Annotated in this window: 16 protein-coding genes; 7 read left to right on the top strand and 9 right to left on the bottom strand. The window is 41.7% G+C overall.

Annotation, left to right across the window (positions count from 1 at the left end):
* Positions 1 to 453 precede the first annotated feature (453 nt).
* Both AC1F2U_RS27280 and AC1F2U_RS27285 read right to left on the bottom strand, forming a co-directional pair.
* The gene (locus tag AC1F2U_RS27280; protein ID WP_480263985.1) at positions 454 to 4602 is read right to left on the bottom strand and encodes a PAS domain S-box protein; all 4149 of its coding nucleotides are present in this window, start codon (positions 4600 to 4602) and stop codon (positions 454 to 456) included.
* A 1-nt stretch (position 4603) separates the two neighbouring features.
* Complete coding sequence (locus AC1F2U_RS27285) at positions 4604 to 4858, bottom strand: helix-turn-helix domain-containing protein (protein ID WP_480263986.1); 255 nt, start codon at positions 4856 to 4858, stop codon at positions 4604 to 4606.
* 538 nt (positions 4859 to 5396) lie between these two features.
* On the opposite strand from AC1F2U_RS27285, the gene AC1F2U_RS27290 reads away from it, so the two are divergent.
* Together AC1F2U_RS27290 and AC1F2U_RS27295 are read left to right on the top strand one after the other, a co-directional pair.
* A complete protein-coding gene (locus AC1F2U_RS27290) occupies positions 5397 to 6428 on the top strand; it encodes a 1-acyl-sn-glycerol-3-phosphate acyltransferase (protein WP_480263987.1) in 1032 nt (343 codons plus the stop codon).
* Between the two features lie 422 nt (positions 6429 to 6850).
* Positions 6851 to 7009, top strand: a complete 159-nt coding sequence (locus AC1F2U_RS27295; RefSeq protein WP_480263988.1) for a hypothetical protein — start codon at positions 6851 to 6853, stop codon at positions 7007 to 7009.
* 220 nt (positions 7010 to 7229) lie between these two features.
* Here the strand turns inward: AC1F2U_RS27295 and rppA are convergent, their stop codons facing one another.
* A complete protein-coding gene (rppA, locus tag AC1F2U_RS27300; protein ID WP_480264021.1) occupies positions 7230 to 7928 on the bottom strand; it encodes a two-component system response regulator RppA in 699 nt (232 codons plus the stop codon).
* A 76-nt stretch (positions 7929 to 8004) separates the two neighbouring features.
* Between rppA and hisG the strand changes: the two genes are divergently transcribed.
* From hisG to AC1F2U_RS27315, 3 genes are all read left to right on the top strand, one after another.
* The gene (gene hisG, locus AC1F2U_RS27305) at positions 8005 to 8649 is read left to right on the top strand and encodes an ATP phosphoribosyltransferase (protein ID WP_480263989.1); all 645 of its coding nucleotides are present in this window, start codon (positions 8005 to 8007) and stop codon (positions 8647 to 8649) included.
* Positions 8650 to 9461: 812 nt separating this feature from the next.
* On the top strand, positions 9462 to 10916 hold the full coding sequence (locus AC1F2U_RS27310; RefSeq protein ID WP_480263990.1) for a sensor histidine kinase: 1455 nt from the start codon (positions 9462 to 9464) through the stop codon (positions 10914 to 10916).
* Positions 10917 to 11254: 338 nt separating this feature from the next.
* Positions 11255 to 11926 carry a hypothetical protein gene (locus AC1F2U_RS27315; RefSeq protein WP_480263991.1) on the top strand — a complete coding sequence of 224 codons (672 nt, stop codon included), beginning with the start codon at positions 11255 to 11257 and terminating at the stop codon, positions 11924 to 11926.
* Positions 11927 to 12023: 97 nt separating this feature from the next.
* Here AC1F2U_RS27315 and AC1F2U_RS27320 read toward each other — a convergent pair whose 3' ends face one another.
* Together AC1F2U_RS27320 and AC1F2U_RS27325 are read right to left on the bottom strand one after the other, a co-directional pair.
* Positions 12024 to 13103 carry a tetratricopeptide repeat protein gene (locus AC1F2U_RS27320; RefSeq protein ID WP_480263992.1) on the bottom strand — a complete coding sequence of 360 codons (1080 nt, stop codon included), beginning with the start codon at positions 13101 to 13103 and terminating at the stop codon, positions 12024 to 12026.
* A gap of 89 nt (positions 13104 to 13192) precedes the next feature.
* Positions 13193 to 13831, bottom strand: coding sequence for an RNA polymerase sigma factor sigma-70 region 4 domain-containing protein (locus tag AC1F2U_RS27325; protein ID WP_480263993.1), 639 nt, complete (start codon positions 13829 to 13831; stop codon positions 13193 to 13195).
* A gap of 196 nt (positions 13832 to 14027) precedes the next feature.
* Between AC1F2U_RS27325 and AC1F2U_RS27330 the strand changes: the two genes are divergently transcribed.
* Both AC1F2U_RS27330 and AC1F2U_RS27335 read left to right on the top strand, forming a co-directional pair.
* The gene (locus AC1F2U_RS27330) at positions 14028 to 14624 is read left to right on the top strand and encodes a glyoxalase-like domain protein (protein WP_322666999.1); all 597 of its coding nucleotides are present in this window, start codon (positions 14028 to 14030) and stop codon (positions 14622 to 14624) included.
* Positions 14625 to 14772: 148 nt separating this feature from the next.
* Positions 14773 to 15339 (top strand): Uma2 family endonuclease, encoded by a 567-nt coding sequence (locus AC1F2U_RS27335; RefSeq protein WP_480263994.1) that lies wholly within the window; start codon positions 14773 to 14775, stop codon positions 15337 to 15339.
* Between the two features lie 25 nt (positions 15340 to 15364).
* On the opposite strand, the gene AC1F2U_RS27340 is transcribed toward AC1F2U_RS27335, so the two are convergent.
* The 4 genes from AC1F2U_RS27340 to pstC all read right to left on the bottom strand — a co-directional run bounded on the left by AC1F2U_RS27340 (position 15365) and on the right by pstC (position 18479).
* A complete protein-coding gene (locus tag AC1F2U_RS27340; protein ID WP_292871932.1) occupies positions 15365 to 15646 on the bottom strand; it encodes a hypothetical protein in 282 nt (93 codons plus the stop codon).
* Positions 15647 to 15766: 120 nt separating this feature from the next.
* Entirely contained in the window at positions 15767 to 16573 is an 807-nt protein-coding gene (gene pstB, locus AC1F2U_RS27345; RefSeq protein ID WP_480263995.1) for a phosphate ABC transporter ATP-binding protein PstB, read from the bottom strand.
* Positions 16574 to 16627: 54 nt separating this feature from the next.
* Entirely contained in the window at positions 16628 to 17509 is an 882-nt protein-coding gene (gene pstA / locus AC1F2U_RS27350) for a phosphate ABC transporter permease PstA (RefSeq protein WP_480263996.1), read from the bottom strand.
* Between the two features lie 19 nt (positions 17510 to 17528).
* On the bottom strand, positions 17529 to 18479 hold the full coding sequence (pstC, locus tag AC1F2U_RS27355) for a phosphate ABC transporter permease subunit PstC (protein WP_480263997.1): 951 nt from the start codon (positions 18477 to 18479) through the stop codon (positions 17529 to 17531).
* Between the last annotated feature and the right edge of the window lie 92 nt (positions 18480 to 18571).

An 18571-nucleotide genomic window follows, 5' to 3' on the forward strand; every position in this document is an offset into this window, starting at 1 on the left:
TCAGAGGTGAAACGCTGCTGCGGCAACGATAGTTTAGGGGTTGCCCTACGCAAAAATAGCTCGATGCCAGGATTCATTACTCATACAAACAAAAAGCCCCACGCTCATACAGCCTGGGGCTTTTTGTTTTTCATCAAAATCCTAAAGTTTTAACTTTGCCAGTATAGCAACCGCCATTACACAAGACCGCAATCATATTTACTCGACCTTGTCGCCGTCCTGACTTCAGCCAGAACCGTAGTCTTCCCGATTGCTCATACCCATCCGTAAGAGATTGACATAAAGTGTATTTTGTCAATCAGTTAAAATACTCAAAATACTCTGATTGAAAATGATAATCGCGCGAATGTGGCTTTCTGGTATAAAAAACCTTATTTCACAACACCTGAATCAACAAGAAGCTTATAAATATTTTGAAAATTCTACAAGGAGCAAAGTTATGGAGTCTCTCAATTAACAATTGCTACAACTATTATAAATTAGGTTAGCGATCGCACGAAGTAACTTAGCTGGCTCAACTGGTTTGGTGATATGCTGCCCAAATCCGGCGGCAATTGCCTGTTGATAATCAACCTCACCAGCATAAGCTGTAAGGGCGATCGCAGGAATTTTCCCGCCAAGTTCTGGTGACATAGCTCTAATTTGACGAATCAGCATATAGCCGTCTACTTCTGGCATTCCAATGTCGCTTAACAGCAGATTTGGCTGGAACTGAGGCATAATTCGTAGTGCTTCCATCGCAGATGCCGCCTGGATTACTATCGCGCCAGATTGCTCCAAAATGAAAGCAATTAACTCTCGTGTATCCCGCTCATCATCAACAAGCAGAACTTTCAATCCCTTGAAATCGGGCAAATCATCAGCTTGAGAGGCTATCTGATGGCTATTTAGATCGACCTTAATTAACGGTAGCATGACTGTAAAGGTTGCTCCTTGTTCTTCACCCAAACTTTCTGCCTTAACTGTGCCGCCGTGTAGCTCGACAATGTGACGAACAATAGCTAATCCTAAGCCCAGTCCGCCGAATTTTCTAGTAGTTGCGCCATCAGCTTGTCGAAAGTAGTCAAAGACGAATGGTAAAAAGTCAGAGCTAATTCCCTTACCTGTATCACTGACTCGCAATTTAACCTGAGACTGAGAACCAACAGACTCTAAACTGATTTCTATCTCTCCACCTTGGGGTGTAAACTTAATAGCATTGGAAACTAGATTCCAGATAACTTGCTGCAAGCGACTGGAATCACCTCTGACTAAAAATTTAGAATTTGAAGTTTGGCATTTTAAATTGTTAAGTTGCTTATTAAAATCGATAGAGTCTAAATTTATTTGAGAATTGTCTAATCCAAAATCGTTCGATGCTTCCTGAGGTTTGTCGTTCGCGTAGCGTCCCGCAGGTAAGGACTGAGTGTCCGCGTTAAAGTCTAAAATCGTAAATCGTAAATCGATCGATTTGGCTTCAGCGGCTAGACGTACAGTTTCTATGGCTGCGACGATCGCAATTTCTAGATTTATAGGAGTAATGTTCAGACTCAGCTTACCTTGCAGAATGCGAGAGACATCTAGTAAATCTTCGATTAATTGGGTTTGCAGCTTGGCATTGCGCTCAATGGTTTCGAGAGCGCGAGTAGTGGTTGCTTCATCATACTTTTTCGTTTGTAGTAATTTCGACCATCCCAAAATCGGGTTTAGCGGCGTGCGAAGTTCGTGGGAAAGCACCGCCAAAAACTCATCTTTGATTCGATTAGCTTGGATTAATTCTTCTTTCCGTCGCTGTAACGAAGCCATTAACTGAGCGCGTTCCAGAGCAACCGCCACCTGATCGGAAGTTGCTTGTAATAGAGTTATTTCCCCAGAAGTGAAATTGGTACGGGTGCGACTAGCAAAGGAGAGGACACCAAGCAGCTTTCCTTGAGCAATTAACGGTTGACCTGCATAGGCTGTAATTCCTAAAGCATGGAGGATGTTGGCATGGGGATGGGTAGAGTGCGGCACATCATTGACGACGATTTGACGGCGTTCTTGCACCACTAGTCCGCATATCCCTTGATTAAATTCCAGGTATTCAATTGCTTGAAATACTTCATCAGTAATACCATTCCAAGCTACTAACCGGAGTTTCTGCTTATTTTCGTGTGTATCGATTAAATAGTGAAAGTAACAATGCAAATCCATTTGCGCCGAGAGTTTGCTAAACAAGCTGTTCATCAAATCCAAGGGGCGCTCGGTTGAAAGCAAATCACTGGTTGTTTCCGAAAGCAGTTTAAGTCTTTCACTGCGTTCTTGTAAGGCTTGTTCTGCAAGCTGACGTTCGCGAAGGGCGCGTTCGCGTTCGGTAATGTCAATTGCGACCCCTCCTACTAGGCGTTGGCCAGACACATCGGCAATGGGAAACTTATAGACTAAAAATTCGCCAAGAGTGCCATCTGTGCGTGGGACAGACTCAATCGTTTGAACAACCTGATTCCTTTCGGCAACTATTCTAATGTTATCGAGGAGAGGTTGAGCAATTTGGACTGGGTATAGGTCAAAAATGTTTTTATCGATCGCCTTATTTGTTGGCACATTGAACGTGCTGAAATAAGTTGGACTGAGGTAAACTACACGTCCGTTTGCATTCGTAATCCATGCAGCTGCGGGAATATTGTCCATAAAAGCTTGAAATTGCTCTTGGCTCTGACTCAGCGCTTTTTTAACTTGTTTGAGATCGCTAATATCCAGAATGAATGCGACTGATTTATGCCGAGATTCTCCTAAAAGGGAGTAGCCAACTACAACTGGGACGCTAGAACCATCTTTGCGAATAAATTCCTTTTCATAAGGAGTACAGGTTCCCTTCGCTATTGCCGAAGCAATAGCCAGTTCATCTAAATATTGATACTCAGGTGGCGTGATATCAGCCCAGCATAGTTTACCTGCTTGAATATCCTCTTGGGTATAGCCGACAATTCGCAAAAACTCGTCGTTGGCTTCAGTGATGCTACCATTCACATCACCAAAGAGAATGCCAACTATATTCGCTTTCACAAAACTCCTGAGCCGTTCTTCACTTGCTTGGACTGCCTTCTCTGCCTGTTTGCGTTTGCTGATATCTGTAGTGCTGCCAACTAAACGTAACGGGTTTCCATCAGCATCTCGCTGTACTACTATCCCCTGATCTAAAACATAGATGTACTGATTGTTTTTGTTGCAAATTCGGTATTCGGCAGCATAGCGATCGCTATTTCCCAAAGCAAGTATCGCCTCTTGTACGCTTGGCAAATCTTCTGGATGGACAAGCTCACACCACCAATTACCACTTGCTTCAGCTTCTGCGAGGGAATAGCCCAAAATTCGGGTTAACCCCTCGGTTCTTTCAACGCTATCCTGTTCTATATTCCAGTCATAAATCAGACAGTTGACCGCAGATGCTGCTAACTCAAACCGCTCGTTCGCTAACTTCAGACGTTCCTCTTTCTGTCGCAAAGCTCGTTCTACTTGTTTGCGATCGCTGATGTCGCGGAAGAAAATGTCAAGACCATCTTCACTAGGGTAGGCGTGAATCTCCAGCCACAAGTCATATTTGGGCGGTAAGTAGTAGTGATGCTCGAAATGGACGGGAATCTGTTCTGCCATTGCCCGTCGGTACTGATGCTCTACATTCGTGTCTACTGATGCAGACCACTCCTCCCAGTGCAACTTACCAATGACCTCTGTCCGGGATTTACCGTTAATTCGCTCTGCTTCGGCATTTTGGTAGATGATTCGCCAGTCCCGGTCTAGAGTCATAAATGCATCACTCATGTTTTCTAGAGTGCGTGTGTTGCGCTGATTGGCTTGCTGTAATGCCGCTTCTGCTTGTTTGCGCTCGCGTAGCGCAGCTTGCTGTTCGCTCAAATCGACAACAAAGGCAATAACCGTTTCTTGAGTATTTCCCAGCGTCACAGAACCGAGCAGAACGGGAATGCGATCGCCATCTTTACGAATGTATTCTTTCTCAAAAGGCTTACATATTCCAGTAGTTTTCACTTCTTCCACTGAACGTTCGCTCAAAAGAAGATACTCCGGTGGGGTAATCTCGCGCCAGTTGATTTGGTTAGCAGAAAAATCTTCTCGCGTATAGCCGATCATCTTCAGAAAAGCATCATTGGCTTCGATAATGAAGCCGCTGTTCATATCAGTTACGATTACTCCAATGATGTTGGATTCTGCCAGTCGGCTAAACCGCATTTCGCTATTTTGCAACAATTTGAGGCTTGTCTCTGCTTTGCGTCTAGCAGTTCGCAACTCTGAAGAAAGCGCAGTAATTAAGAAGGATACTAGTGAGAATGTGGTTAATCGTACCAGGACTTTCAGGCTGAGGAAATCGAAAGAGTAGACTGGATCGATCAAAAAATAGAGCGCAGTTGTCACAGATAAAGCGATCGCTAGCACTCCCAGTCTCATACCACCATACCAAGCGCTAACTGCCACAGCAGCATAAAATAATGTAAATACGCTCGGATCGAAAACTGGCAGTAACATTTTTGTCAACAGCAGTGCCGTCATGACTGCCAGAATCATCACACTAAAAGCTATGAACCGAGAACGCATCATCAAAATTTTTTCAGGTACTTTCACCATCATCTTAAGAGTCCTCCCGTTGCTCCGATTTTGGGAGATACTCGTTCGCTAGTCTTTTGTCTGCTTTACCCATCTTCTCTAACATTTCTTCAATCAGCTTTAGTGCCATCTGTGAAGGCACTGTAGCTCCGTTCTCCCAGCGATTGATTGTTCGTAGGGAAACTCCTAACTTAGCTGCAAACTTTTCTTGAGAGAGATCGAGTTGCTGCCGAAGTTGACGGATTAAATCTGAAATTTTGAGTGGCTTTTCTAGTTCCATAGTAGGAAGAGTAAGACAGATGTCTCGCCATTCGTCTCCAGCTTGAGGAAGAATTCAAATTATCATTAGTCGTTATCAATTTCATCTTTTGGCGAAACATCAAGATTCAGTTATCAGTCTTCACGACTTAGTGTTTACTTTAAAAGGCATATATAAAATAAACATTAAGTTTTGCCTGAGATAAGATTCACAATAGTATTATTTAAGGCAATTTAATTAAATTATTATCAGCGATCGCACATAGCTAAAAAATTGGTGGCGTGTCATATCTTCATGAATTGGATTGAGATTAGTTTTTCATATTTATTATATATAAAGTATCTATATACAAACTCATTTGGTATTTGATGAAAGCTTTTATATCGCTAGTTTAGCAACTACAGCAGATTGCAAAATAGGGAGTTCCAGATAATCGTATGGGCACAACATATTGTGCCCCTAGACGTGTACTTCTTTGGTAAGATGGCAGTTACAAAACTAAGAAGCTATAATGCGCTTTTAATAAAATTATTTTGCCTAATCCTAATCTTTAACTGTTTTGATTAATCAACACTCCGAAAACTTATTAAACAGTCAACAAGAAAATGCTCCAGGTGAAGGCTATATATTTAACTGGTTTGATTGGCTTTGTCTTTGGTATCCTCCAGGGTGGTTAATTTTATTCAACCGCCATTGGCAGCACTATCACATAGATCCAGATGGTTGGAATTGGCTAGAATATGGATTATTTTTAATTCCTGGTGGATTTTATTTAGCGTTGCTGAGTCGCTGGTTGCGTCTGGGTTTTCGTTCACCTCGAAAAGAAGTTGGTGAATTCGATCCTAAATATCAACAAGCTTTTGGCAAAGAAATTCTAGCCCCTATCGTTAAATACTATTTTCGGGGAGAGTTGCAACAAGTTGAAAACTTGCCGCCAACAGGGCCATTGATTGTGGCAATGAATCATGCCGGGATGTGTTTTCCTTGGGACTTTTTAACCTTGGGTTATTTATTAAGTGAAGCCAAAGGATGGGTAGTACAACCCATAGCAAATCCAGTATTATTTGAGCATCCTTGGATGATTTGGTGGCTACCACCTCAATGGTCGCAGGTTTTAGGTGGTGTGCGAGCCGAATTAGATGATTTTGAGGGCGCGATCGCTCAAGGTAAAATTCTCTTATATGCACCCGAAGGTATTCGCGGGCCTTTGAAAGGTTGGAGAAGACGCTATCAACTAGAAAAGTTTGATGTGAGCTTTATTCAGTTGAGCGATCGCTATCATATTCCGATTCTGCCAGTAGTTTGCATCGGCAGTGAATCTCTGCATCCTTGGGCCGTTAATTTCACCAAGTTACAACGACTAGTCAAACTACCATTCTTACCTTTGTCGCCTTTGATGTTTGCCTTACTTCTGTTTCCCTCAATGGGAGTTTGGGCAATGAGAACTCGTTTGCGTTACTTTATTCAACCTTTGCAACCAGTAGAATTGGATAACCATTCAAAGAAAGGGCGTGCAGCAGCTTATCAGCAGGCGCAACAACTACGAGAAAAGCTGCAACTTCAAATTAATCATTTTTTGGGTAAATTTTAATAGTATAAGCTGAAATTTTTTGATTTTAACAGGTTTACAATCTGGTTCAATTAAATGAAAACTGCTGTAAGTTTGTAGTGATGACGAATGTTGAGAGTGCGATCGCCACTATACTGTTGACTAAGCCAAAGAGAGAAAATCGTTGCAAACATTGGTAATGCTGTATGGAAGTGTGGTTAGGAATAAAATTATTGTTCCTAGCACAGCTTGTCCATTTGTTAGCAAAGCAACCTGTTTTGTTACCAATGCTTATCCGTTAGTAACGACACTTATGCGTTCGTTACCAACACAACCTATTTTGTTACCAATGCTTATCCGTTAATAACGACACTTATGCGTTCGTTACTAATACAACCTGTTTTGTTACCAATGCTTATCTATATTGTGACAAATGCTGATGTCGTTATTTTCCGTCAACCCTTATGGAAGATTCCGAGATTTTTCTTGGGTTTAGTAAAGAAGATATGGGTCACAATACAGTTCAGTTAAGTGTTTCTTCCTTCTCTTTGCGTCCTTTGCGTCCTTCTCTACGAGACGCTGCGCGTTGGCGGAAGCCTCTCGTAGAGATGGCGGTTCGTTAAAAAAATTGACTTTGGCAAAGGATTTTAGCCTTAACCCAAGCGTATTGAGATATGGGTGCGAATAATCAGCTTCGTCTCTGAAAGGGGATTTCAGAAATTATAACGCCTGTGGATTTATCCCTCGACAACAAACTTCGACAGAAATTAAAGTCGCAAAGACTGAGAAATATCAATGATTCTTCTAAACAATTAACCAAATCTTTGTGAGTCGAAACAGCCGCTAAACTGACTCCACTGAGGAAGCACCGAAACGATAGCCTTTGCCGTAGACTGTGTGAATCAACGTAGTTTCTCTACCCACCTCAATCTTACGCCGCAGCAAACGAATTAATGCCGCAATTACATTACTACTAGGTTGTTCTGACTCTTGCCACAAATTTTGCATAATCTGGGCATGAGTCAGAAGTTGTCCAGTGTGTTCCATAAAATATTGCAACAACTGGCTTTCTTTTTGCGATAGCTCAATTATTCGTCCTTGGCGATAGGCTACTTGATTTTCACAATCGAGTTCTAAATCAGCGACAGTTAAACGTCCGGTGGTGGTTTCATAGGTTTGAGTACCGGAACGACGCAATAAAGCGCGGACTCTTGCTAATAACTCCCGCAGTTCAAAAGGTTTAACCAAATAGTCGTCCGCACCAGCATCTAAACCTTGTACGCGGTCATCAAGAGTATCTTTAGCTGTAAGAAACAATACGGGAGTGGTTTTGCTTTGGCGGCGTAATTCCTGACAAATCTCTAACCCCGTTTTTCCTGGCAGCATCCAATCTAAAATAAGTAGGTCATAACTGCCTACCCGTGCAAGTTCGCTGCCAGATGTCCCATCATAAACGGCATCTACGGCATAACCCTCACGAGTTAACAAGCGGCTCAAAGGTTGAGTTAGTTCAACTTCATCATCAACTAATAAAATTCTCATGCTGCTTGTGGTAAGCATATAGAGATATTCTCAATATTATTCAATTGCCAAGACGCTAAGGATACCAATAAAAAAAATGCTGACTGTTGCATTGCCAAAAGGGGAACTACTTAAAAATAGCATCCGCTTGCTACAAGCTGTCGGATTAGATTTTAGTGCTTTTTTAGATTCAGGAACTCGCCAACTTCAAATTCCTGACACTAAGGGAGTTGCAAAAGCTTTACTGGTGCGCGCGCAAGATGTGCCCGTTTATGTGGAATATGGTCAAGCACAACTAGGAGTTGTTGGTTACGATGTGCTGCGGGAGAAGCAGCCGCAAGTTGCCCACTTGGTAGATTTGCAGTTTGGTCATTGTCGGATGTCAGTGGCGGTAAAAGCATCAAGTGCTTACCGATCGCCTTTAGATTTACCACCGCATGGTAGAGTTGCTTCAAAATATGTGAATTGCGCTCGTGAATATTTCCATAGTCTGGATTTACCTGTGGAAATAGTGCCATTGTATGGTTCAGTAGAGCTAGGCCCAATTACTGGAATGTCAGAAGCGATCGTAGATTTGGTTTCTACAGGGCGGACTTTACGCGAAAATGGTTTGATTGAAATTGCTAGTCTCTATGAAAGCACGGCGCGATTAATTGCTCATCCTCTGAGTTACCGCCTGAATACAGGTAATCTGAGTGATGTGATTAGCAATCTGCGCGAGGCCGTTTTGGTAGAGGTTTAATATCATCTAATTCGTAATCAAGCTTCTCCAGATGCTCGTTCCTCGCTAACGCTGCACTATTCGTTTGTACAGCGTCTCGTATTCAAGTGACTTGCAGATAAAAATACTCAACTAGTTGCTTGTGGGGTGGATATCTAACTACAGGTATCAACTTAACTTCAAAAAACCAGTCTAGACATAGCTTTGAAACATTGCTTCTTTCAATGCCTCAGACTGGTATGCTGCTCATTGGTTTGTTGTCAGCCCAATGAGCAGCATTTCTAACTTCTGCCTAAAAACTAGGTTTTAAAAGCCCTTATCTTTTGTTGCATAAGATGCGTAGTAACTCACTGTATACAAAGATTAAATTTTTTTCTTGAACCCCTCAGCAAATAGAATCAAAGTTATATAGCAATCTTATTTGAGTTGTGAAAACTATCGAACCGCCAAGTCGCCAAGATCGCCAAGAAAAGAAACAGAGAATTTCACAAATGATTTAGGATTGCTATATCTCAATACAGTTCATTTAAACCTAAATAAAACTCAACTTCTACGTAGGTTGGGTTGAGGAACGAAACCCAACACTTCTCTGACTTGGTTGGGTAGAACGAAGTGAAACCCAACCTACAATTTTCTTAATAAATGAACGGTATTGAGTTATATCTATAATTATTGTTGCAGACAAAGCAATATTGTTTCTACTTGAAAATTTGATGCGATCGCCAAAAATTTAACCAGTATTATTTTGAAATAATGTTGATAATTCAAAGTAATTTAAAATTACTCTTAACACGTAATCTAATGATATTCAGTCAAAAAAAGTAAGTGAAAAGATGTTTCAAGCTACTCGCCGCCGTCTTGCAATTTGGTACACTGCCGTCACTGCTGTATTACTGCTACTGTTTGCCAGTGGCGTTTATTTATACTTTCGTACTACACTGATTGAGCGGATTGATGACACCCTTAACCATGTAGTGGAAATAGTGGAGCGTTGTCTCACAACCAGTGGTTGTGCATCTACACTAATATTTGAGCCAATTAATACTGATGCAGATAAATTTCGCATTAACGTAGAAGCCAGTTTTGGTAATAATACCGACGCTGTAGAAGATGACCACATTGACCTAGAATGGTTTAGTCCAACTGGCAAATTACTTTGGTCAACACTATCTGAACCCCTAAATATTCCCATTCGTGTCAATCGCACTGGTGAAACTGTACGCGTAGTCAAGGGAGAAAATGAAAATTCAAAATTTAAAATTCCTAACTCCCCACTCTTATTACGACAAGTCACCGAACGAGTAGAAGTGAGACGACAAGTATTAGGATATCTGCGCGTTAGTCATCCCTGGTTTGAAGTTACTAAACCTAGTCGCCAGTTAATTTTTGATTTGGCATTAGGTATTGGGTTAATGGTGCTTTCTGTAGGCGCAAGTGGTTGGTTTCTTTCGGGTAAAGCGATGGAACCGGTGGGTGAATCTTATCAACGTCTTAAACAATTCACTGCTGATGCTTCCCACGAACTTAGAAGTCCGATCACTTTGATTCAAACTAATGTGCAAGTTGCGCTTGCTGACTTGGATTTAGCAGAGACAGAAACGACTACTTCTTTGCAATATCGACAACAGTTAAAAGTGGTGGAACGGTTAACGCAGCGTTTGGGTAAGTTAGTCAATGACTTACTCTTCCTAGCAAGACAGGATAGTGGTATTAGCAAAGATACTTTTTCACCTTGTCCGTTGGACGCTTTGTTAATAGAAGTGGTTGAAGAACAACAATTGTTAATCCCTGAGAAAGAAATCGCCCTTTCTCTAGACTTAGTTGACCCTCCTATCTCTGAAACTAGCCCTGAATTACTTGAGAATTGGTTTACTCTTGTAGGTAATTGGGATCAATTGGTGCGGCTGTTCACAAATTTAATTGCTAACGCTTTGCATTACACTCCAGCAGGTGGACGAGTGAAAGTGGAATTGGCGCGGATAGAAGGAATAAATCGTGTTTCTGGACTACGTAACACCAGTGCCCAGTTGCAAGTTAAGGTGAGTGATACCGGAGTTGGAATTCCAGGCGAAGCGCTACCACGTTTGTTTGACCGCTTTTATCGAGTAGATCCGGCACGTACTCATAGGACGGGGAATACAGCTACAGCCAGCGCTACAGGTTCAGGATTGGGATTAGCGATCGCTCAAGCTATTGTCGAGCATCATCACGGTCATATTCAAGTTGAAAGTACCCAAGGTATTGGCACGACCTTTACTATCACTTTACCAATAACTCTTGAGTATTAATTTATTAATAAATTTTTCTTTCTTGTGATAGATGTAAAATTTTATTCGGTTCAATTTAACTTTAATTATTAGCGCGAAAATTTATTTTTTAGCAGTATATTGAATTTGACGATTACACAAATGTGCTTAATGACAATGATTAAGACTTTAAATCTTGAGAATGAAATATTTTCATTTTTTTCAGATAATTTTCGTATCCTTAGCTAGATACGATAAATCGAGTAATTTGTTAAATATTTAGATATACTCAACGACCGATAAAACCTAATTTAATTTCCGGTTGGAGAAATTCTTTGTAACAAAAAAAGTTGAACTTTTTTTAGGAGTTAAGAACAAATATGAAGTCTCAAAATTTCCGCAAGTCTAGCAAGTTATTTGGCGCTCTTTGTGGGGGGTTGCTAATTAGTCTGCCAGCAATTCCTCAAGCATTAGCACAAGAATCTACTGTTAAGGTTAACCCAAGTCCCAGCATTTTTAGCGAACCACCCTACAACCGCTCTCAAGCTCCCGGATCGCCGGAATCAGGTGTTACACCACCACGCCCAGTTCCTCCAACTGAGGGGCAAGTATCTCCCGTACCACCACAACCAGGTGCTAGACCACCACGCCCAATTCCTGGCGATCGAACTCAACAGCCTTCACCACCTGCGGTTTCCAATGACCAACAACCACTGGTAGAACCACGGCAAACCCCCAGTACGACGATCGCACTCACTAATGGGATGGTGAATATCAGCTTGAAGAATAATACTGCGGCTAAGATAACTTTCCAAGTGATTGGCGATACAGCACCGCGATCGCTAGAAGGTAAGTCAGATGTAACGCTGCAAGCTTTAAAAGCACCAGTAACAGTAACATTTGAACGACAAGATGGCGGACAGTTAATAGTGACTCCACAAGGTTCTTCAGAGCCAGGAAGCTTGGAAGTTACATTTAAAGAAGCTACCAATGCAGCACAGGGGAGAAGTGCTATGAGAATTGAACGAAACGGTTCAGTGTTCTTGAATTAGTAGGGCTAAAGCGTGGGTTAACTTATACAAAACAGTAGGGGCAATTCATGAATTGCCCCTACTTTCAATAATGCAAAAGATTTGTGGTGTCGTACTGCTACTTTTGCTGAAGCATTTTAGTTAATTGATCCCGCAATTGTACTTCTTGCCTGCTATCTTGCAATGTCCGCGCCAGTATAATTGCCCTTTCGTAAAAATTGCGGGCAGTTAGGTAGTTACCTTGTTGCTTATATAACTGGGCATAAGATTCAAAAGATTTTAATTCTTCGCGTAAATTTTGTAATTCTTTAGCGAGTGCTAAACGTTGCTCTAGTAAGTCAAAGGCGCGTTCGTAACGTCCTACAGCAGTGTGAGCCGTAACTAAACCGTCAATTGCTCGTAATTCATTGGTGCGATCGCGGTTGGTTTTAGCTGTCCGCATTGCTTCACCATAAGTAGCAATGGTATCTTGATAATTTCCAGATGCTAAATAAGCATCTCCTAAATTATTCAAGGTATTTGCTTCACCGATGGCATCGCCGGTCTGACGGCGGAAAGTTAAAGCATTTTCATACAGTTTAATCGCCTTGTTATAATCTCCCAACCTGGCATTTACCAAGCCTAAATTACTCAAAGAAAGTCCTTCACCTTCAATATTTTTGACCCCGTGAGCAATTGCGAGTGCATCTTCAATTGTTTCACCAGCAGCAGCAAATTCGCCTTTTTGCAGCAGAAATGTACCAATATTATTCAGCACAAAAATCTGAGATTGAAAGTCTTTAGTATCACGAGCGATCGCTAATCCTCTTCTTAAAGCATCTTCCGCCTCTTTTGAACTACCAACCTGCACATAAGCCTTAGCAAGCAAATTGTACGTCAAACCTTGTGCTTTCAGGTCCCCAATGGAATGATATAGTTCTAATGCCCGCAAACAAGACGCAATTGTTTTGTCGGCATATCCTGAAGCGTATTCTTGTTGACCAATACGCAGCAAACCGTCTGCTTCATCTCTTGATTGTCGCCCAACGGAATTATTTAAAGGGCGATGGAGTTGTTCGGAAATATCAACCGCACCCGCTACAGGACTCAGCAAAAAAGCAAACAGTAAAAAGCTGTGTAAAAGTACCTGGGGAGAAGAAATCGCACCTACACAAATTAAGCCTACCTTTTGGCAGGGAAATACAAGCCGTTGTTTCATAAAAATTACCCGTAAAGTTGCGGGTTTAAGTAGAAGGTCTAAGAAAAAGTTTTAAGTTTTAAAATTGAAGACAAGTAATATACACATTTCTACTTAAGTTCTGATTGAGCGAAATCTTCCCCAAAGTATATAGCGCGGATATCTGTGGGCAATTTGTCCTCTAGCATACGATAGCCTTCTTGGAGAAAATTGGCTACTTCGTTAGGAGCGATCGCTTCTCCTTCAGCTTGTAGATAAGCAGCGATTCTAGTTTCACTCCAGTGGAAAGTTTGAGCCATTAACACAATTAATCGTAAAACTGGCGGTAGTTGGTCTAACGCCTGTTGTACATAGCACCATAGCGGCGGTGAAGTCGCTTGCAGAGAATAATGAATTGCTTCTGTGGGTGGTAGTTTAATCTCATTTATACAGAAAGCTGTCATATTAATTAACCAATTCTGCATGGTCAAAGCTTCCTCACCTGATTCAGAGTCAGTTAACTTGAGTCCACCGAGTTCGTAATAAATATGTCGCCAAGTAAGGGCAAACAGATAATCTGCCTGCACAGGCGATCGCGCCGAATGCCGAATTAAGGTGTAGACTATGGGACTGTAGCGGCAAAAAATCACCGTAAAGTACTTTCCGGCATCTGGATAGCGCTGAAACAAAGTCAGTAGTTCATGGTCACTGTGATGGAAGAGCGATTTCACCAGTGGGTGATTGGCTTCGGGAAAATGAGGAATTTGCACAAGTCTTGGAGTTGATAATTGTTAAAATAGTTTTGGGAATTGCACTCCCCTAGTTAATCGCATAATATCTTGGTGTTGCTCAGTTTGTAGATAAGACTCAGACTAGTTGAGTATTGATAAACTAAAAACAAGGACTTAATTTTAGTCTTAATCGACAATCATAAAATCAACTCTCTTAAAGAATCCTTATTTGTTCATGGTTATAGAAGTTAGTGTGGTATCGTTCCTGCTCAGTCCCCTTACTTTAGGCTCCTTTTTGCCTTCCCTGCCCTTAGATAGCCTGTTCTCCACCCAAGGCATTATGGTGATGCTGCTAGCAGCTTACGCTGGTGCCATGTGGATGTTTCTCACCAGTGCCCCAAAAGTACACACTGTAATGGTGTCAGATTTGGAGATTGCCCGACAGTTGTATGAAGGGCTGCTAGATTTGCCAGCAGCGGAGGTGCCATTGCACTACTACTACAACTACGAACAAACTATAGGCGCAACTGGCATCGATCCGTTATATATGTCTACTGGACCGAGCTTGTCTAGCAAAATGATGAATAATGCCAATGATGGGCTGTGGTATCAATTGAAGAAAAACACCCAGTTACACGTGATTACGGGTGCGAGTTTAGGTAGCAAAAACCAGCAACGCCACGTTTGTTTTGACCACGACTGCCTGGAAATGATTTTAATGCGAGTCGAAATGCGCGGTTTGAAATTGAAGATTCGTAACCACAAACCTCTGAATTTTTTGGTCAAGGACTACGAAGGGCGAGTAATTGAGGTGGCTGAGGTAGCGAATTAGTAGTTAATGATTAGATTATTTTAGGTTGGGTGGAGCGAGCGCTCCACCCAATATTTTTGGAATTTAGATTAACTCCCGGCTTGGCTCTTAATTAATGTCCCATTTCCACCCAGGCTAAAATAGGTAAATCCCCTAACTTAGATGATTTATGAACCAGCCAATATCTGAGAGAGTGCGCTGGACTACCGCCGATTTAGAGTTGTTTCCAGATAACGGGAATCGCTATGAAATTATTGACGGAGAATTGTTTGTGACTAAAGCGCCCCACTGGAAGCATCAAAAAACTTGTGTCAGAATTAGCACTTCCTTGGATAACTGGTCACAAAAGACTGGTCTGGGAGAAGTTGTGACTGCTCCAGGAATAATTTTTGGCGATAATGATAATGTTATTCCCGATGTTGTCTGGGCTAGCAACGAGAGATTACCCCTACTTTTAGACGAGGCTGGGCATTTGACTGGTGCGCCAGAATTGGTTGTAGAGGTACTATCTGCTGGTAGTGAAAATGAAAAGCGGGACAGAGAACTAAAACTTAAGCTCTACTCATCACGAGGTGTCAGAGAATATTGGATTGTAGATTGGCGTAAGCAACAAGTGGAAATATATCGACGCGAACAAGCGAGTTTAAAGTTAGTTGCTACGTTATTCAATGGTGATGAATTGAGTTCACCCATATTGCCTGATTTTACTTGTGCGATCGCACAACTATTTAATTAATATAAAATTACGAATTACGAATTAGTTAATTGTGCTGTAAAAATTCAACTTTGGGCAATAACGGGTCAGTCACAATACCCACACCGCTAAAACCCCAGCGTTTGAGCAAATTTCCTAACTGTGTACGCGCAATAGATTCCACCGCAAAGCGATTTGCCACTTCTGCTGCGTGGGTGTTGAGATAGCTAAGGGCGTCAAAGTTTTCTTGAAACAGCAATAAATAACCCGATGTTTCAGCATCAGGACGAGCTATAAGATAATTCCCGTCAGTTTTTGAACGCACTAAGTAATAGACATCGGACAACATGGAGATGAAGTTTATTGGGGAGAAAAAAGTCCTTCAAATAAAAAACATAGAGGAATATCGCACAACTTTAATTTCCGAGTATCCCTCATTGCTTTAATATCAACAATATAAAACAAATATTTATCCAAATTTGCCGCTGACGTAATCTCTGGTTTCTTCCTGTTGAGGATTGTTGAAAATTAATTCTGTTGCGTCGTACTCTACCATGTAGCCGCTACGGGTTCCTTTCTCTGAAGTCCGAACATTAAAAAAGGCTGTCTTATCAGAAACACGGGCTGCTTGCTGCATGTTATGGGTAACAATGACAATAGTATATTGCTCTTTAAGTTCGTGAATCAGTTCTTCAACACGCAAGGTGGAAATGGGGTCAAGAGCGGAGCAAGGCTCATCCATCAGTATAATTTCAGGTTGGACTGCGATCGCACGAGCAATACATAATCGCTGTTGTTGTCCACCAGATAAAGACGAGCCACTTTGCTTTAGTTTATCCTTGACTTCATCCCACAAAGCTGCTTTTTTGAGACTGCTTTCTACTAATTCATCTAAATCACCTTTGTAGCCGTTGATTTTAGCTCCAAAAGTAATATTGTCATGAATTGACTTGGGAAATGGGTTTGGTCTTTGAAACACCATCCCAATTCTCCGACGTACCTCTACAGGGTCGATATCGGATGCATACAAATTTTTATCGTAAAAAAGTATTTTACCTTCTGCCCGAAATGACTCAATCAGGTCATTGAGACGGTTATAGCATCGCAACAATGTACTTTTACCACAACCGGAAGGGCCGATAAAAGCAGTCACCTGATTTTTCGGTATATCTAGCCAAATATTCTGTAAGGCTAAAAACTTGCCGTAGTAAATGTTGAGATTTTCAGCCCGTAAAACGGTTTCAGTGTCATTCACTGTCTTAGTGTTGGTAGCCATAAATTAAATCTAGTGTTAGTTTAAGCGATGGGATATGCACTGTGGATGGTTTTACTAAACTTTTTTGCGAGTTACCCAGCGAGCGATGATACTTGTGATTAGAACCATCAATACCAAAATTAAAGATGCTGCCCAAGCTAGAGATTGCCAATTTTTAAACGGAGAAATGGCGTATTTGTAAACCAAAACAGCCAGAGAAGCTGTTGGTTGGAATAAACCATCTGGCCAAAAGTTAGAAAATAGAGCAGTAAATAGCAAAGGTGCGGTTTCTCCAGATGCTCTGGCGATCGCTAGCGTTGCCCCAGTTACAATAGCTGGTAAAGCTGCTGGTAAGACTACTTGACTCACCGTTTGAAAGTTTGTCGCTCCCAACCCTACAGATGCTTGTCGCAAATCTTGCGATACTAACTGTAACGCTTCATCAGTAGTTCGCAGAATAATTGGCAACATCAAAATTGCTAGTGCAAACCCTCCAGCTAGAGCTGAATACGATCCTAAGTTCAACTTTACCATTGTCAAAACTACAATCCCATAGGCAAATACCCCAGCAATAATGGAGGGGACTCCGCTAAGGACGTTAGCTGCAAAACGCACCCATCTAGCTACTCTCGCCGAACTAAATTCTGTGATGTAAATCGCCCCTAAAACTCCAAAGGGGATACTAATCAAGGCAGCAATTCCTACCATCAGCAGCGTGCCTAAAATGGCATTACCAAAGCCTCCTCCTTTTTGGAGAGCTTTGGGTGGCAATTCAACAAACACGGCCAGATTCAGACTGCTAAAGCCTTTAATAATCACGTAAGAAAGCACTGCTAGCAAAGGTAAAAGTGCCAATATTCCGCAGGTAAAAGCAATTACGGTCATCACTGTATTAAACAGTGTTCTTTGAGACATGGCGGAGCGAGTTAAACTGCGCTCTGGAAAATTAGAAGTCATAATTTAACCCAAAACTAAGCTATATTCGCTTAACTCTCAGAACGATCAACTCTGCCAGAATATTGACTACTAGTGTCAAGAAAAATAGAATTAAAGCTGCGTACATTAAAGCCGCAACTTGCAAACCACTTGCTTCTGAGAATTGATTTGCCAGTAGAGAAGAAATTGTATTGGCTGGTGCTAATAAAGAGAGACTGATGTTGTTGGAGTTTCCAATTAACATCGTTACAGCCATTGTTTCTCCCATTGCGCGGCCAAGTCCCAACATCACAGCACTAACTATGCCCGAAAAGGCTGCTGGGATAAGAACTTGCAAAATCGTTTCCCAGCGGGTTGCTCCTAATCCTATAGAGGCTTGGCGCAAGCTGGGGGGTACAGAAATCAAGGCATCGCGGGATAAAGCTGTGATGATGGGCAAAGTCATAATCGCTAATATGACTCCCGCTGGCAACATTCCTGGCCCTGTAGGAGAAGTGCTAAAAAATGGTAGCCAGCTAAAGTAACCATTAAGCCATTTTCCCAAGCTGGTTAATATTGGTACCAAAACGAAAATACCCCACACGCCATAGACAACGCTGGGAATAGCTGCGAGCAGTTCTACCGCAAAAACCAGTACCAGTTTCACTTTTGCAGGTAAAAAATCCTCGCTCAATACAATAGCAGTACCAACACCAATGGGAACTGCTATCAGCAGACCAATAAAAGAACTCACGAGAGTTCCATAAATTTGGGGTAGAACCCCATAGCTATCATTAACCGGGTTCCAAGTGGTGTTGACTAAAAAGCCGACACCAAACTTTTGGATAGCAGGCCAAGAGGCAATTGCAACCTGCGACCCGATCCATAATAAAGTCCCAGCAACTCCAAAAGCAAAAATTTTAGTTAGCCAGATAAAACCCAAATCTAGGGATTTTTCGGCGTCAGAGCGATTTTTCATCGCTGATGACAGATTTTGAGAATTTGTAGTCATGAATACCGACTTTCAGAATTAAATCAGAGAAAAATATGGAGGCAACCAGATTAGTAAAATTGTCGCCTCATCATCTATTTAAACTGACTTAT

The sequence above is a fragment of the Nostoc sp. LEGE 12454 genome (genome assembly GCF_056620565.1).

Excerpts from the sequence above, each read along its gene's own strand:
- AC1F2U_RS27280 (WP_480263985.1), bottom strand. The coding sequence starts at position 4,602 with ATGATGGTGAAAGTACCTGAAAAAATTTTGATGATGCGTTCTCGGTTC.
- AC1F2U_RS27285 (WP_480263986.1), bottom strand. The coding sequence starts at position 4,858 with ATGGAACTAGAAAAGCCACTCAAAATTTCAGATTTAATCCGTCAACTT.
- AC1F2U_RS27295 (WP_480263988.1), top strand. The coding sequence starts at position 6,851 with ATGGAAGATTCCGAGATTTTTCTTGGGTTTAGTAAAGAAGATATGGGT.
- rppA (WP_480264021.1), bottom strand. The coding sequence starts at position 7,928 with ATGAGAATTTTATTAGTTGATGATGAAGTTGAACTAACTCAACCTTTG.
- hisG (WP_480263989.1), top strand. The coding sequence starts at position 8,005 with ATGCTGACTGTTGCATTGCCAAAAGGGGAACTACTTAAAAATAGCATC.
- AC1F2U_RS27310 (WP_480263990.1), top strand. The coding sequence starts at position 9,462 with ATGTTTCAAGCTACTCGCCGCCGTCTTGCAATTTGGTACACTGCCGTC.
- AC1F2U_RS27315 (WP_480263991.1), top strand. The coding sequence starts at position 11,255 with ATGAAGTCTCAAAATTTCCGCAAGTCTAGCAAGTTATTTGGCGCTCTT.
- AC1F2U_RS27320 (WP_480263992.1), bottom strand. The coding sequence starts at position 13,103 with ATGAAACAACGGCTTGTATTTCCCTGCCAAAAGGTAGGCTTAATTTGT.
- AC1F2U_RS27330 (WP_322666999.1), top strand. The coding sequence starts at position 14,028 with ATGGTTATAGAAGTTAGTGTGGTATCGTTCCTGCTCAGTCCCCTTACT.
- AC1F2U_RS27335 (WP_480263994.1), top strand. The coding sequence starts at position 14,773 with ATGAACCAGCCAATATCTGAGAGAGTGCGCTGGACTACCGCCGATTTA.
- AC1F2U_RS27340 (WP_292871932.1), bottom strand. The coding sequence starts at position 15,646 with ATGTTGTCCGATGTCTATTACTTAGTGCGTTCAAAAACTGACGGGAAT.
- pstB (WP_480263995.1), bottom strand. The coding sequence starts at position 16,573 with ATGGCTACCAACACTAAGACAGTGAATGACACTGAAACCGTTTTACGG.
- pstA (WP_480263996.1), bottom strand. The coding sequence starts at position 17,509 with ATGACTTCTAATTTTCCAGAGCGCAGTTTAACTCGCTCCGCCATGTCT.
- pstC (WP_480263997.1), bottom strand. The coding sequence starts at position 18,479 with ATGACTACAAATTCTCAAAATCTGTCATCAGCGATGAAAAATCGCTCT.